8 protein-coding genes are annotated in these 16169 nt (G+C 37.9%); 3 read left to right on the forward strand and 5 right to left on the reverse strand.

What is annotated here, in order from left to right:
- Positions 1–51 precede the first annotated feature (51 nt).
- Positions 52–7056, forward strand: coding sequence for a T9SS outer membrane translocon Sov/SprA (gene sov, locus CGC48_RS05635; RefSeq protein ID WP_232780582.1), 7005 nt, complete (start codon positions 52–54; stop codon positions 7054–7056).
- A 226-nt stretch (positions 7057–7282) separates the two neighbouring features.
- On the opposite strand, the gene CGC48_RS05640 is transcribed toward sov, so the two are convergent.
- The 4 genes from CGC48_RS05640 to CGC48_RS05655 form a co-directional block, all read right to left on the reverse strand.
- Entirely contained in the window at positions 7283–8953 is a 1671-nt protein-coding gene (locus CGC48_RS05640; protein WP_232780574.1) for a DUF6909 family protein, read from the reverse strand.
- A 3-nt stretch (positions 8954–8956) separates the two neighbouring features.
- A complete protein-coding gene (locus CGC48_RS05645; protein ID WP_098028805.1) occupies positions 8957–9727 on the reverse strand; it encodes a DUF6261 family protein in 771 nt (256 codons plus the stop codon).
- Positions 9728–10055: 328 nt separating this feature from the next.
- The gene (locus CGC48_RS05650; RefSeq protein WP_098028806.1) at positions 10056–11045 is read right to left on the reverse strand and encodes a cation diffusion facilitator family transporter; all 990 of its coding nucleotides are present in this window, start codon (positions 11043–11045) and stop codon (positions 10056–10058) included.
- 17 nt (positions 11046–11062) lie between these two features.
- Positions 11063–12490 carry an alkaline phosphatase gene (locus CGC48_RS05655; protein ID WP_098028807.1) on the reverse strand — a complete coding sequence of 476 codons (1428 nt, stop codon included), beginning with the start codon at positions 12488–12490 and terminating at the stop codon, positions 11063–11065.
- A 271-nt stretch (positions 12491–12761) separates the two neighbouring features.
- On the opposite strand from CGC48_RS05655, the gene CGC48_RS05660 reads away from it, so the two are divergent.
- Positions 12762–13871: a glycosyltransferase family 4 protein gene (locus tag CGC48_RS05660; protein WP_098029768.1), complete on the forward strand. Its 1110-nt coding sequence runs from the start codon at positions 12762–12764 to the stop codon at positions 13869–13871.
- Positions 13872–13878: 7 nt separating this feature from the next.
- Positions 13879–14925, forward strand: coding sequence for a carbohydrate-binding family 9-like protein (locus CGC48_RS05665; RefSeq protein ID WP_098028808.1), 1047 nt, complete (start codon positions 13879–13881; stop codon positions 14923–14925).
- A gap of 17 nt (positions 14926–14942) precedes the next feature.
- Here the strand turns inward: CGC48_RS05665 and CGC48_RS05670 are convergent, their stop codons facing one another.
- Positions 14943–16097: a beta-ketoacyl synthase N-terminal-like domain-containing protein gene (locus CGC48_RS05670; protein ID WP_098028809.1), complete on the reverse strand. Its 1155-nt coding sequence runs from the start codon at positions 16095–16097 to the stop codon at positions 14943–14945.
- Between the last annotated feature and the right edge of the window lie 72 nt (positions 16098–16169).

Raw genomic sequence — 16169 nt, forward strand, 5'->3', positions numbered from 1 at the left:
AGAATTATGAAGAAATCTTTTAAAATTCTAAATCTACTACTTTTAATAACAATGCCTCTGTTGGGACAAAATATTCCAAAAGATAGCGTTACTGTTAAAAATAATATCCCAAAAATCGGGCTAAAAAATCCTGAGAGTATCGTTCATAAATACACGTACAATCCACAACTTAATAAATACGTTTACACGGAAAAACTGGGTGAATATGACCTTTCCACTCCAATGTTTCTAACCGTGAAGGAGTATGAAAATTTAGTACTTCGTGAACGAATGCGGGCATATTACAAAGAAAAATGGGACGCCGTTGATACCAACAAATCAGGAGAAGAAAAAAAGAAAATACAACGTGATTTACTTCCGGATTTGTATGTGAACTCTGATTTTTTTGAGAGTATTTTTGGCGGAAGAAACATTGATATAATTCCTCAAGGAAGCGTAGGAATTGATTTAGGCTTACGTTACACAAAAAATGATAATCCTGCCATAACACCACGAAACAGAAGTACTTGGGGATTAGATTTTGACCAACGTATCAGTTTGGGATTAACTGGAAAAATAGGTACAAGGCTTTCTCTAAACGCTCAGTACGACACACAGGCTTCATTTGATTTTCAAAACGTTTTCAAGTTAGAATACGAACCCAATGAGGACGATATAATTCAGAAAATAGAGTTAGGAAACATCTCAATGCCAATGTCTAACTCTCTCATTACAGGTTCACAAAGTCTGTTTGGAGTTAAAACAGAATTAAAATTTGGAAGGACAACCATCACGGGAGTTTTCTCTGAGCAAAAATCAGAGCGAAAAACTGTAACAGCACAAGGAGGTGGAGCCATAACCGAATTTGATTTTACCGCATTGGATTATGACGAAAACCGAAACTTCTTCTTAGCGCAATTCTTTCGAGATCAATATGATAAGGCTTTAGAAAATTATCCATTCATCAATAGTAAAGTACAGATCACTCGATTAGAAGTTTGGGTTACTAATCGCAATAACCGAACAGGAAATATTCGTAACATACTTGCCCTGCAGGATTTAGGCGAGGTAAAACCTGAAAATACGCGTATCAACCAAAACGCTCCCTCAGGCTTTTTTTCTTCGACCACAAACGATATGCCTACCAATGAAGCTAACCGCTACGACCCAACACAAATTGGGAAAACTTCAGTACTTACTGAGGCTATTCGCGATGTAGCAACTTTGCAACAAGGATTCGGAAGTATTTCAGCAATCGTAAACCAAGGATACGACTATGCAGTAATTGAAAATGCTCGGAAACTTGAAGAAGGAATTGATTATAAAGTAGATACAAAGTTGGGTTATATTTCTCTAAATATTGCCCTTAGCAGTGATGAAGTACTTGCTGTTGCATATCAATATACCTACGGAAGTCAAGTATTTCAAATTGGGGAATTTGCCAATGATGGTATTTCGGCTACCAGTCATAACATTTCTGCAAATAATAATGCCATTACGAACAATTTACTGGTACTGAAAATGTTAAAAAGTAATCGGTTGAGTGTTAAAGATCCTATCTGGGACTTGATGATGAAGAACGTGTACGCATTAGGAACCGCTCAGCTAGACCCTGAAGACTTCAGAATGAATATCTATTACTCTGACCCATCGCCTATTAACTACATTACAAAAGTATCCGATGTAAGTTGGCCTTCGGGGTTGGAAGACAAAATATTACTGAATTTGTTTAATTTCGACCGATTGAACAAATACAACGACCCACAACCTGGCGGAGATGGATTTTTTGACTTTCTCCCTGGAATTACTGTTGATGAACAATACGGAAAGATTTTCTTTACCAAAGTAGAACCCTTTGGGGAATTTTTACACAAAACATTAGGTGGAGGAGATTATTCAAATCCAAGCACTTACAACGAAAACCAACGAAAATACGTATATCCAAGTCTGTATTCCAATACCAAAACACAAGCCCAAATGGATGGTAATAAAAACAAATTCCAACTCAAAGGGCGTTACAAATCATCAGGTAGAAGAGGAATATCGTTAGGAGCATTTAATGTTCCACGTGGCTCAGTTACAGTTACTGCTGGTGGACGGATTTTGGTTGAAGGTCTTGATTATTTAGTTGATTATCTGTCAGGAATAGTTGAAATTACCAACCCAAGTTTGGAGGCTTCGAACCTACCAATACAAGTTTCTGTGGAAAATAATCTAATTTTTGGAGGACAAACCACACGCTTTATGGGAGTGAATATCGAACATAAATTCAACGATAAATTCATAGTAGGAGCCTCTGTGGTAAACCTTCGAGAACGTCCGTATACCCAGAAAACAAGTTACGGGCAGGAATCGGTAAATAATACTATTTTTGGTTTCGGAGGAACCTATTCAACAGAACTTCCTTTCCTAACTCGCTTAGTGAATCGGATTCCTACCATAAAATCAGATGTTGCTTCAAATCTCTCCTTGCGGGGCGAGTTTGCTTACCTCATTCCAGGAACTCCTAAGGGAGACAATTTTGACGGAGAAACAACTGTTTACTTAGACGATTTCGAATCCTCCCAAATAACCATTGACATACGTTCGCCATTGGCTTGGAAATTAGCCAGTACACCATTGGAATTTGGTTCAGGAACTGGTTCTCAACCTCAAAACTTGTACGGAACATCTCCTGACGACCCTGAAAACTTGAAGAACGGCTATGGTCGTGCCAAAATGGCTTGGTACACCATCGACCCTATATTCTACTCTACACAAAAGCCTTCGGACATTAGTAGTGACGAAATTTCAAAAAACAGTACGCGACGTATCTACATTGAAGAAATCTTCCCTCAACAACAAATAGCTCAAGGACAGACCCTCGTGCAAACAACTTTAGACCTCGCCTACTACCCGAATGCTAAAGGACAATATAACAATAACCCTGCGTTTGGCGCTACCAATGCCGATGAAAAGTGGGCAGGAATTATGCGAGGAATGACCTATTCCGATTTCCAAGAAAGTAATATCGAATATATTCAGTTTTGGATGCTTGACCCATACACCTCAGGAGAATATTCAGGAACAGGAGAACTAGTCTTTAACTTAGGGAATATCTCCGAAGATGTTTTAAAAGATGGTCGGAAACAATATGAAAACGGATTGCCTGGGCTTTCTTCATCATCAAGTGTTAATACTTCTTCTTGGGGAAAAACTCCTGGTGCACAATCATTACTATATGCTTTTGATGCGAGTAGCGAGAACAGAACCCTACAAGATGTGGGATTGGACGGACTTCCAAGCTCACAAGAGGCGAGTATATACAATAACAATACATCAGAGTCACCAAACGACCCCTCTCTGGATAATTATGAATACTATTTAGCTCGTAGTGGAGGAATTCTTAATAGATATTACAACTATAACGGAACAGAGGGTAACTCTCCCGTTGCAGTAGGCAATAACAACAGAGGTTCAACAACAGTTCCTGATTACGAAGATATTAATGCCGATTTCACGATGAATACGGCAAACAATTACTATGAATATCGCTTACCTATCAAGCCTGATATTTCACGTAGTGATAAATACGTAAATGATATCCGTAATGTATCTATTGAAGCTCCTAACGGAAGAAATGTATCAGCTCGTTGGATTCAATTTAAGATACCTATTGCAGAAGGTAAAATGGTACGTGAAGGATTCAGATTTCCTCTTAATCCTAATGACGAGATAGATATCATCAATTCCATAACCCATATGCGAATGTATATGACAGGTTTCCCTCAGGAAATGCTATTGCGTTTTGGAACATTGGACTTGGTACGTGGCGACTGGCGTTACTATAACTATACCTTGAGTAGTGATTTGGACGATCCATCAGATGATAATACACATACTGAAATCAATTCAGTGAACCTCATTGAGAATGAATCCCGTACCCCTATTCCATACCGAATGCCTCCAGGAGTTCATCGTGAGCGAATCAATATGAATAACACCCTAATTGAACAAAATGAGCAATCACTATCTTACATTGTTGATAACTTAGAGTCGTATGATAGCAGGGCTGTGTACAAAGTAATGAACCTTGATTTGAGGCAGTACAAGTACATCAAGATGTTCACTCACGCTGAGGCATACAATAACAAATCTCTGGATAACGGACAGATGGTTGCCTTTATGCGAATCGGAACGGATTTTAATGAGAACTATTATCAAGTGGAAGTTCCCCTAAGAGTAACCCCTGTAGGAACTACCTCTGAAGGGCTTATTTGGCCTAAAGAGAATGAATTGATTGTTCCGATGGAAGTCCTAACTAAGCTCAAGGCTATTGGGCTGAGAAATCAAACATTAAATAACGCTACATATTATGATGCAAATCTTAACATCGTTACTGAAAACACGCCTTACGTACTTGGAGAAAACCGATATGTAGTAAAAGGAAACCCTTCCTTAGGTAGTGTACGTTCCGTTATGATAGGTGTTAAAAACGTGTCAGGACATACAGCAAGTGGCGAATTTTGGTTTAACGAATTGCGAGTAGCCGAACTTGTTAATAACGGGGGGTGGGCGATGGTAGGTGCATTAGATGCCAATGCCTCCGAACTATTAAATGTATCCGCTACAGGACGTATGAACACCGTTGGCTTTGGTGCAGTTGACCAAGCTCCTAACCAACGAGCCATCGAAAGTACTAAGGAATACGATGTGGTAATGAACATCAACGCAGGAAAACTACTTCCTCCTAAGTGGAATATGCAAATTCCTGTAACTTTGAATCATTCTCAGAAGTTATCCACTCCTGAGTACGACCCCGTTTATCAGGATATTCGCTTGGAAGACAGGCTTAGCGTAGCCCAATCTGCTGAAGAGCGTCAGTCCATTAAAGAACAAGCTGAGGATTTCACTCTTCGCAGAGGTATCAACCTAATCGGTGTGAAGAAAAATATGTCTGAAGGGCAGAAGAAAAGGTTTTACAATGTTGAAAACTTAACCCTAAACTATGCGTACAATGAGGTAAAACATCGTGATTATGAACTCAAATACGAAGACGAGCAAAGGGTACGTGCAGGTTTGTTGTACAATTATGCCTTTGAACCAAAAACATTAGAGCCTTTCAAAAAGATAAAGTACTTGGAAGGCAAAAAATACTGGCAATGGTTATCTGATCTAAACCTAAACGTGCTACCTGCGAGTGTAACTTTCTCTTCGAATATCACAAGGTCATTCTCAAAACAACTATTCCGAGATGTGTACATTCAAGGTATCGACATTACTAAACAAAAGGCTATGCCTGAGCTTCAGCAAAGAAATTACCTGATGGATTATCAATTTGGAGTGAATTATAACCTGACTCGCTCACTGCGTGTGAACTTCAATGCTACGAATAATAGTATCATCCGTAATTACTACACATACGATGCTAACGGAGAGGTTTCTGGCACACGCAAGGACATCACTTTATGGGATAATTTCTGGGATTTAGGAGACCCAGACCATTTCTTCTCGAAGTTTCAGGTAAATTATGAGCTTCCATTCTCTAAGTTTCCATTCCTACAATTCATCAAATCGAACTACACGTATTCAGGTGATTTTGATTGGCAACGCGGTTCACAAACGCTGTTACAACTGGCTAAGCACGATATTAACAGGTTACAGAACGCTAACACACATAATTTTACAGCCAATATGAACTTCGACCAACTCTATCGATACATTGGCATCAAACCAAGTGCAAGGACAGAGAAGCAGAAACTATGGAAATCATTAGCTACGATGATTAAAAACATAGGTGTAAACTACGCTGAGACTAACGGAAAGACGCTCCCAGGTTACACACAAAGCGTTGGCTTTTTAGGAACCACCAAGCCTTCCTTTGGGTTTATGTTCGGAAGTCAGTCCGATGTGCGTTATGAGATGGCAAAAAGAGGCTACCTTACCAATTTCGTAGATTTCAATGACCAATTCTTACAATCTAAGGAGAGGGATTTGACCATCACAGCAAACTTGCAACCTATTCCAGACTTGCAAATTACTCTTAAAGCTGCACGGCAATATTCCGATAACTATACGGAAACCTTTGAAGTGAAGAACTTCGTATATAACAAACTCATAGGAAACCAAGTAGGTAACTTCAACATTTCAACCAACCTACTGGCAACAGCCTTTGACAAAGTAGATGAATACTATTCGGCAGGGTTTGAACGTTTCAAACAAAACAGAATTACCATAGCACGACGCTTAGCTACTGAACGAGGCATCAACCTGAATGATTCCAATAACTTGGATAGTGAGGGATTCCCTAAAGGATATGGGAAAACGAGTCAGTCTGTAATGATACCAGCCTTTTTAGCAGCCTATTCAGGGCAAAATGCTAATAGCGTATCTCTTGGAGCTTTCAAAAACATTCCTGTACCTGAGTGGAGCATCACTTACACAGGGCTAATGCGTCTGGAACCTATCAAAAAGGCATTCAGGAGGTTTACAATTGACCATAGTTATAGAGCAAGTTACTCCTTGAGCGAATTCCGAACTAACTTGGAATACGACCCGAATGACTTGAATAAGGTAAACGCTGCTGGTAACTTCCTAAATGAAAAGCTATTCACTAACGTTACCTTAGTGGAGCAATTTAATCCGCTTATTAGAGCTAATATGGAGATGAAAAACTCTATTAATGTACTTGCTGAACTAACACGCGACCGTACGGTATCTATCAGTCTGGATAACGATTACTTAACTGAGATTATCGGTAAGGAATATAAATTAGGGCTGGGATATCGCATTAAGGACTTGCGATTTGTTACTAAGGTAGCAGGAGTGAAAACCACACTGAAGAGCGACTTAGTCCTTAAAGGTACTCTCTCCTACCGCGATGAGTTTACTGTAATCAGGAATATGGAAGTATTCAACAATCAGGTGACAGCTGGGCAAACGAACTGGTTGGGGAACTTTACGGCAGAGTATAACTTAAGTAAGAACCTACTGGCTTCATACTACTTGCAGTATAACTTCTCTAAATCTGCTATATCCACTGCCTTTCCAATGACCACAATTAGGACTGGACTATCCGTGCGATATACTTTCAATTAACAAAGTTATCAGACAATTGTGTAAAAACATTATATAAAAATTCTCCCTTAAGTGCTTTACCTAAGGGAGAATTGCTTTTTATACCTGATACGATAGTATCACATTACTGGTATTTTATAAATTCTTATCATAATAAGTAACAGAAACGCCTGTCAGTTTGAGCGGAGTCGAAGACTGACATTCTGCGATACTTTAACATCGCTTAATCTACTAAAATGGTAATGCTTTACTCACTTGCAAATATCTGCTCCAATATTTTTAGCGTTATCAAATAAGTAGGCTTAACGCCCGTAGTACCCAAACCTCCTGATGCTAATGTACTTCCTGTCTCCAACGGATTATCCGATGCATAGTAAGCATAACGTACCTTTACATCTTCACGAATGCTTTTACGTATCTTCGATGCTGACTGAATTGCTTTTTGATAATGAACACCCTCCATCTCAAGTCCTACTACATTCCAAGTAGAGCGTAGGAAGTAATTTAATACATCTTTATTCTGCAATGATGTACCAAGTACTGTAATCATAGTACCTTCGAATACCTTCAGCCCATTGTTCTCAAAGTCCTGCAGTGTTAGCTCATTCTTAAAAGGATAATTATCAGATGTCCCTTCGAATATGTGTGCCGTAGGAATCATCAAATCCCCTTTGCTTCCTTCCAAGATACCAGCTTTCCCCATTATGGATACAGAATCCACATTCATAAAATGGATCTCTCCATTTGTCCGAAAGGGTTTCAAGAGCTCATCGATGGTCTCATAGGCTTGTTCCCCGAATGCGTAGTCCATTACAAAAATGACCGGTTTCTCCTTTGAGCTTAGTGCATAGGGTGTTCCCGTGAGGTCTATCTTCTCAGTATCGAATATCTGCACATCTATGTTCGTACCTGAGGTATCTGGAATGGATATCATTCCGTTGCTGAGAGCATAGTCACTCACCTTTTTACGAAGTCGTTCGCTTTCAGGATTACTCAAAAGCTCAAAGATTTCCATTCGTGTCTTGCCCTTTACTTCCGTTTTTAATGCCTTTTCAGCAAATAAACTATTCATTACACTATGCATATTAGCACTGATGATATGTAACGGACGTGTTAGCAATCCATTTTTATATAAGGTGCTTTTAATCGTGTCTGCCCAGATTTCGCCGTGAAGATGATGACCCAATCGTTCGCGAAGTACTGTACTGAAGGTAATTACTCGTTTCTTATCTTCCAGTATTTCATCTAAAGCTAATTTTCCAAGCCAATATATAATATGTATGAAACGCTCAGGCTGTGAGGAGGTCGCAAATGATTGATACACCTCCAAGACTTCTTCAAAGGTACGCCCTAATATATTCCCGATGTGTATGAGGGTAGATTCACGCTCTGCTTGGGTAAGTTTACTTTTATTGTATGCTTGTTCCAGCTTCTCCCAGTCGCGTGACAGACCTCCTGTTTCTTCTATCAACACATTTCGGGCAATTTTCTGTGATTCAATAAATAAGAAAGTTAAATGTGTAAGAGCATCATAGATATCCGACCTACCACGTGTAATCTCGATATTCATCTGTTGGCTATCTATTCTGTAGCAATTACGTCTTCTTTTAGGAGGGATAATAGGCTTGAAGTGTGACTTTCGGTAGCCTTCATCAGAAATCAGGTTAATGTACGTGCATTGTTCAATACCTTCTGGTAAACGCTCAAGTACGTAGGACAGCCCATTGAGTTCTGCTTTGCTCTCGGCAATGGTACCATAAATCTCTGGACGAAGCAATAATAACGATTCACGTAAGGCTTCTCCTGATACGCCCATCGGTTTGTAAAATCCTCGTGCAAAGAGATGACGCATTGTAACATACATACGCTCAATGGCACTTGTGGACTCTTGGGCTCTGCTTCTTTCTTTTATCTTCATAGTTTACTGGCGTGTTGTTTCTTCTGTTTTATTCTCTGGTAAAGTAGGTTTTGCTGCATTCTGCGTAGTTCTTTGCTTATTAGCATTCATCGTATCTGTTATCAATTTGTTCAATAACGTTATGAAGTTAGCACTTTCGGCAGACTGAAACACAGCGTGGCTACTTGATGCACATCGCGTTACATACCGATATAACTTCGTTGCTTCTTTCCTGACCTTCTTAGTATTGATAGGCTTATTAGTAACTTGGCTTTCAGCACGTCCTTCAATGAGCTTTTGGCATTCTTTATTCACTTCTGTCAATGATGTAATCGTTTGGCTTATGCCCAGCGTATGGACGTACTTTTCAAACTCAGGTTTTGTGATGTCCTTTAAGAAACCTTCTATTGTTTGCGATTTCTGTCTGAGTGGCAAAGCCTGAATCCCTGAATATTTTTTCATATTCTTATGAAGCATAGCAGCTGCCTCTCTTCGCTCTGCAATAGCATTTTTTTGCTCGAATCGGAACGAGGATAGCAGGAATATAAGATAATCACATCGTTGCCTATCCAACTGAGTAATGTCTTTCGTTTCATTACTAAATCGGCTTTGTCTTGTAGCCTCTGTAAGGTTTTCGTGATAGGATTGCAATGCATTATACACCTCTTGCTCCACACTTAGCTTCTCCAAAGAAGCATTCTGAACCAAGTTAAGAACACTTTTTACAAACTGAGCATACTCATCGTTATTAAGTTGCTCCAATTTTACGGATTTTACATCTAAAAATGTTTTCATATTCTTATAGTTTAAATGAATTAAATACTTCTACAAATATAAGAAAATAATTTCAATACGTCAAAAATGTTTACAAATAGCCTTATCTAATTAGTTTATCTATATAAAACTCCTATCCAGTAACACAAGACAATAACTTCAATATATCAAAATAGTCTTCCAGTAGTACAAGACAACAAGTCTTAAAATACAAAGCTAAAAGTCGCCACAAGTTGCTTATACGTTTTTATTACTTATAAAAATTCCAGCACTACCAAAGAAACTTACTCTTACAAAAAAGAATGATTCAGTAGTACTGGAATAGAACTTGATAAATATATTACGAGTTTTACACCTTCGCTTCTTCTATCAATTTATGTTTTTTAACTTGTGAAATATTCTTTGCATTCCACTCTATCTTCTTTACAAAAGGTCTTTTACGTAAAGCACATTCTATAGTACATATTTCGCAAGAGAAAGGTTTGCAGTCGTCCATATGGAAATTAAATTCAACAGTTCTGCTAGTATGTTCCAATAACAATCGGATAACTTTCTCCATTTCCTGATGTGCTTCCCTTAAAGAATAATAGTACGGAAGGGTAATATGTGCATCAATATGCAGATGAGAGCCAAACTGCTGCACTTTCATATTATGTATATCAATCCATTCGGAACATCTATTCTCTTTCAAGACCTGCACGATGTTAGCTAAGAGTTGTTCGTCCCTCTCGTCCATAATGCCTCCTAAGGCTTTCCGAACGATTTTATAACCAACAACCACAATGTACCCACCAAAGAGAAGAGCTACAACGGCATCTAACCAAAGCCAGTTCGTTATATAAACCAGTAGTAGGCTCAGTACTACCCCAATGGTAGATATCGTATCGCTCTGCAAGTGCTTTCCTGAGCTTATAAGCACAAGTGAATTTTCCCTTTCTCCCTTCTTGCAGGATATATATCCCATTATATAGTTGATAAGAGCCGTTGCTCCTACAATACCGATTCCCCAATCCAGCTGATGCAGAGAAATGCCTGTAAGCAAAGAATGAACCGATTGAATGATGATGAGTAGTCCTGCAATCGCTATCAATACACCTTCAATACCTGCTGTTACGAACTCTACCTTTCCGTGCCCATAAGGATGGTCATTATCTCTGGGCTTGGCTGCCAAGTACAATGAATACAGCCCCATAAATGCCGAGACAACATTCACAATACTTTCCATAGCATCAGAAAATACAGCGTCAGAATTGGTTAATTGCCACGCAATGAGTTTGCCGACAAATAAAACAATACCGACAAAGGCTACAACCTTTTGAAAGGAAAGGGATTTATGCATCAATTCTCTTAAAACCTTTAGCTTTGTTTAGGATTGAAGTATTTGTTTTCCATTTCGGCTACCTCTAGCAAGAAGTTATGCATTTCATAATTGTACATAAATGGTTTTAGCTTCTCGCTTCCAGGTCCAAACATAGCCAATTCCACATAATCAGACGAGTGGTCCATACTTATCCAGCCCACTGATGTATGTTGCTTTTGTATTTCTGCCAATAACCTGAAAGGTAGTCGCTTGTAATTATAAAGCCCATCTTCCTTGCCTTTATCTAAGTAATATGCTTGTAATTCTTTCGCTTGTTCGTCAGTGAGCTTCATATTGCCAAAGTTCTCTGCCATAATGTCCTTTATGAAGCTCATTGAGCTATCAGGAGCAATATTGTTCAGCACCCATTCGTTTGTATGTTTGAAATGCTGAAGATTGTCAAAGTTGTTATTGCAATTCTTGCCATAAATCAGTCCGGGGTTAGCGTTACCGTGGTCGGTAGTAACCACTACGAGTGTGTTTTTATCCTGTTTTGCAAACTCAATAGCCACGCCCACTGCTTCATCAAATGCAAGTTGGTCGAAAAGCAATGCTCCAATATCGTTCCCGTGAGCTGCCCAGTCCACTTTACCACCTTCTACTTGCAGCACGAAGCCCTGTTTGTGGTCTTTCATTTGTTCTATGGCTTTGCTGGTCATCTCAGCCAATGTTGGACGATTGTGTAATGCCTTGTCATACTTATAATCCAACGAATATGGAAGTCCTTGACTATCAAACACACCCAACAGGGGCTTACCTTTAGGAGCCTTTTGCATTTGTACTTTATCTCTGGCCACAGTAAATCCATTGTTTATGAACTCTTTGTACAAGTCTTCCCTATCCTTTCTATGGTCTGCACTGAAGTAATCATCACCTCCGCCCATCATTACATCGAATCGTAGTTGCAGGTATTGCTCGGCGATTTCAGGTTGAGCGTTTCTGGCTTTGCTATTAACACAAAAACCTGCTGGTGTAGCGTGGGTTATCATCACGGTAGTAACACAACCTACTTTCTTTCCACTTGCTTTGAACTTCTGCAAGATAGGTGTGTACATCTCCCCGTTAGCTCCTACGTTAAGCCTACCATTCGGTACTCGATACCCGCCCCCCCAAGACGAACTTGCAGCAGCCGAGTCTGTAACTACAGAGTTAAGCGATTGCATATCCATAAATGCTTTCGTAGCTAAATTCTGCTGGTAGAGATTTATCCAGTTGGAAGGTTTTCCTAAAATTCGCCTTGAATACAAGTCTGCCATTGCAAGTGTACCCGAACTCATTCCATCACTCACCATATAGATGATGTTTTTGGCTTTTTTGCCTCTAAATTCCTCTTTAACAGCATTAGCTCTTAAATCAAATGGAGATATCAATACACCTCCGAGAGTTGCTAACGCTCCTTTTTTGAAAAATGACCTCCTTTTCATACAAAATATTTTTTGAGTAGTTTGTTTTTCAGTGGCTTAGCACCAAATACACAACTAATTGTTTCTCACTAATTTAACAAATAATAAATCGTAACAGATAATAATTAGTTGCGAAAGGTACGGATTTTTTTTTAGTGAACAAATAAGATTTTGTTAAAAAATTTCATTATGTTTGTAGCTGACTAATCCAGAAGGGAATTATGTGCAAAAAATTTCGGTTATTTTATCTGAAAGACAATATTATCAGGATTTTTTAATAAAATCAATATTTATGAAAATAGGTTTTGATGCCAAAAGAGCTTTTCACAACAATCGCGGATTAGGAAATTATAGTCGTGATTTAATTCGCATTTTGCAGGAGCAAAGTGATTGTGAGCTCGTTCTGTTCAACCCAAAACCAAAGAAGGATGAACGCATAAAACTTACTGAAAAAACGAAAGTAATTTCACCAAAATTATTCTTTTGGAAAAAGCTCAAAAGTATCTGGAGAACTCTGAAAATAAGTTCGTTATCTGAAAAAGAGAAACTAGATATTTATCACGGACTCTCGGGCGAAATCCCTTTGGGCATCTATAAAAACACGCGAACCATTGTTACTATACACGATTTAATTTTTCTTCGTTATCCGCATTTGTATTCGTTTTTTGATAGAAAAATTCATTATTGGAAATTCTTGTACGCGGCACAAAAATCGCATCACATCATCGCAATTAGCAAGCAAACAAAGCAAGATATCATCAAATTTTTGAAGATTCCTGAGCAAAAAATTTCGGTTGTTTATCAAGGTTGCCATAAGGCTTTCAAACAATTTTATTCGGAAGAAAAAAAACAACAAATTCGCCAGAAATACAATCTTCCAAAAAAATTTGTGCTAAATGTAGGAGCAATAGAGCCTCGCAAAAATGCTTTAGAAATTGTAAAAGCTATTAAAGATTTGGATATTTCCTTGGTTTTGATAGGCAAAAAAACAAAATATTTCAACGAAATTGAGAAGTATTGCATTGAAAACAGAATGCAAAATCGTGTATTTGTTCTGAAAAATGTTTCGATGGAAGATTTGGCTGTAATTTATCAATCGGCGAGTGTTTTTTGTTATCCATCTGTTTTTGAAGGATTTGGAATTCCAATTATCGAAGCATTATTTTCAAAAATTCCAGTAATTACTTCCTCTGGAAGTTGCTTTCCTGAGGCTGGTGGCGAACATTCCATCTATATTGATTTAAACAATGCTTCTAAAGAAATAAAACAAGCTATTTTGAGTATTCTTTCTGACGAAAAGAAACGAGAATTTATGATTGAAAAAGGCTTTGAATATGCTCATAAATTTACTGATGAGTCTGTTTTTAAGCAAATTATGAACATATACAAAACAAAAATTTAACCAAACAATGATGAAAAAATTTTTTACATTTTTAGGGATTGTATTCAGCCTGAGTGTCTTTGCTCAAACAAAGCCTGAACCAAAATCGTATGTAGCTTATCGAACTACTGAAAAAATAGAGATTGATGGCAAAGATGGAGAAAAATCTTGGAAATCAGCGGAATTTACAGATGATTTTATTGATATTGAAGGAAAAAAAATTCCATATCTTAAAACCAATCTAAAAATGCTTTATGACGATGAATACTTTTATTTCTTTGCAAAAATGGAAGACCCCCATATTTGGGCTACACTTAAGCAACGTGATACGGTTATTTATCATAATAATGATTTCGAAATTTTCTTAGACCCTGACAATGATTCGCATAACTATTATGAATTTGAAATAAATGCTCTGAATACGGTTTGGGATTTATTCTTAACAAAACCATATCGTGAAAGAAATAAGGTACTTGACGGTTGGGACATAAACGGCTTGAAAACAGCTGTTCATATCGAAGGAACGCTAAATACTCCTACCGATATTGATAAGTTTTGGTGCGTTGAAATAGCTATTCCGTGGGCGGCAATGCGGGAAGCACATATGCAGAATAACATTCCTACTGGAAAATTTTGGCGAGTAAATTTCTCACGTGTACATTGGGATTTCGAACTAAATGAGGGGAAATATCAGAAAAAAAGAGATGAAAAGGGCAAAAATCTACCAGAATATAACTGGGTTTGGTCACCTCAGTGGAAAATCAGTATGCACGAGCCTGAACTATGGGGATATGTGTATTTTTCAGAAAAAAAAGTAGGTGAAAAAGACCATTTTGAAGTTCCAAAAGACGAAAGCATCAAAAGATACTTGTATGATTTGTATCATTTCAGCAAATCAAATAAAAAACCAGCATTTGCTAAAAAAGTTAAGGAAGGAATCATCATTTTCAAAGAGAAAATAACCGCAACATTCAATGATAATCCATTTTTTTGGAATATTTCTGTAAAAAGCCCTTTTTCAGGAAAAACACTCGTAATTATGCAAGATGGAAAGCTGGAAGAATTTGAAAAATAAAAATATAAGCCTACTTACTATTTTTCAATAAGTAGGCTTATTGCATTTCCGCCAAATCCTACAGCGTTAATCAATACCTTTCTGATTTTGTGAGGTACACTTTTCTGGTTTTCAATATAAGGAACCCCATAAAAAGTTTGATTTTGTAGCATCAAAATTGCCATTTCGAGGCTTAAGGCTCCACTAGCTCCATAAGTATGTCCTATTTTCCACTTATTATTAGTCAAAATAGGTATTTTATCCGAAAAAACTTCACGAATTGCATTGATTTCTGCCAAGTCTCCTTTTATTGTTCCTGGTGTGTGAGTTACAACAACATCAATTTCTTTCAAATTTGTATCTTTCAAAGCCATTTGCATTGATTTTTGCAAACATTCGCCATTTGCAGATAACGAAACGCTATGGGTTAGCTTTTCGGTAGCAAATCCTAATCCTGTAATCAAAGCCAACCTTTGTTTTTTGACTCCTTCTTCCAAGCAGAACACACCAGCACCTTCTCCCAAAACCATTGAATTTTGTTTTTTGGTAATATCCATTGCCCTACAGGGGAAATCATCTCTTAGGTTACTATAAATTTTCAAGGCTTGAGCTTGAGCGATTGTAAACGGAGTTAAAGGAGCTTCACTTCCGCCAACCAAAAAACGATTTTCCATTCCGCTTTTAAGCCAAGCAATTCCGTTTGCCACAGCGTGCAAAGCCGTTGAACAAGTAATGGAATGTGACATTTCAAATCCTGTAGCTTTCAAATCCTGCCCTACCCACGTGGCGATATTTCCGAGTGTAGTTGTAGGAGACGCTAAAGTCATACATTTCTGATTTTTAGAAAAATAAGAATAATGTTCCTCAAAAAGAGAGGTCGCCCCACGCGATGAGCCAATATTTATACCAAATTGCACATCTTGCCAACCAGCCTGAGAGACTGCCTTACGTGAAGCACAAATAGCATACAAAACAGAAGTATCTAAACTCTTATAACTTTCGGTTGTATTTTTTAAATTTTCAACCTCCAAACGGCTGCTTTCAGAAAGTTTTGCCATTGGAATTGAATCATTTACAGAAATATGTGTCTTATTATTTTCATAGGATTGGGTGATTTCTTCTAAAGAATTTCCTAAAGCCGAAACTGATCCCATACCCGTTATGGAGATTCTTACATCAGAATTCAATTCCATTATCTATTTTTTTTATTTTAAATATTATAATATTCCCATAATCGTCATCTATAACAATTATGGGAACACATT

Source organism: Capnocytophaga cynodegmi (assembly GCF_002302475.1).
In the GTDB taxonomy this organism is placed as follows: domain Bacteria; phylum Bacteroidota; class Bacteroidia; order Flavobacteriales; family Flavobacteriaceae; genus Capnocytophaga; species Capnocytophaga cynodegmi.

Bases quoted from the DNA above. Each gene is read 5' to 3' on its own strand.
- sov (WP_232780582.1), top strand. From the start codon at position 52: ATGCCTCTGTTGGGACAAAATATTCCAAAAGATAGCGTTACTGTTAAA.
- CGC48_RS05640 (WP_232780574.1), bottom strand. From the start codon at position 8,953: ATGAAGATAAAAGAAAGAAGCAGAGCCCAAGAGTCCACAAGTGCCATT.
- CGC48_RS05645 (WP_098028805.1), bottom strand. From the start codon at position 9,727: ATGAAAACATTTTTAGATGTAAAATCCGTAAAATTGGAGCAACTTAAT.
- CGC48_RS05650 (WP_098028806.1), bottom strand. From the start codon at position 11,045: ATGCATAAATCCCTTTCCTTTCAAAAGGTTGTAGCCTTTGTCGGTATT.
- CGC48_RS05655 (WP_098028807.1), bottom strand. From the start codon at position 12,490: ATGAAAAGGAGGTCATTTTTCAAAAAAGGAGCGTTAGCAACTCTCGGA.
- CGC48_RS05660 (WP_098029768.1), top strand. From the start codon at position 12,762: ATGAAAATAGGTTTTGATGCCAAAAGAGCTTTTCACAACAATCGCGGA.
- CGC48_RS05665 (WP_098028808.1), top strand. From the start codon at position 13,879: ATGATGAAAAAATTTTTTACATTTTTAGGGATTGTATTCAGCCTGAGT.
- CGC48_RS05670 (WP_098028809.1), bottom strand. From the start codon at position 16,097: ATGGAATTGAATTCTGATGTAAGAATCTCCATAACGGGTATGGGATCA.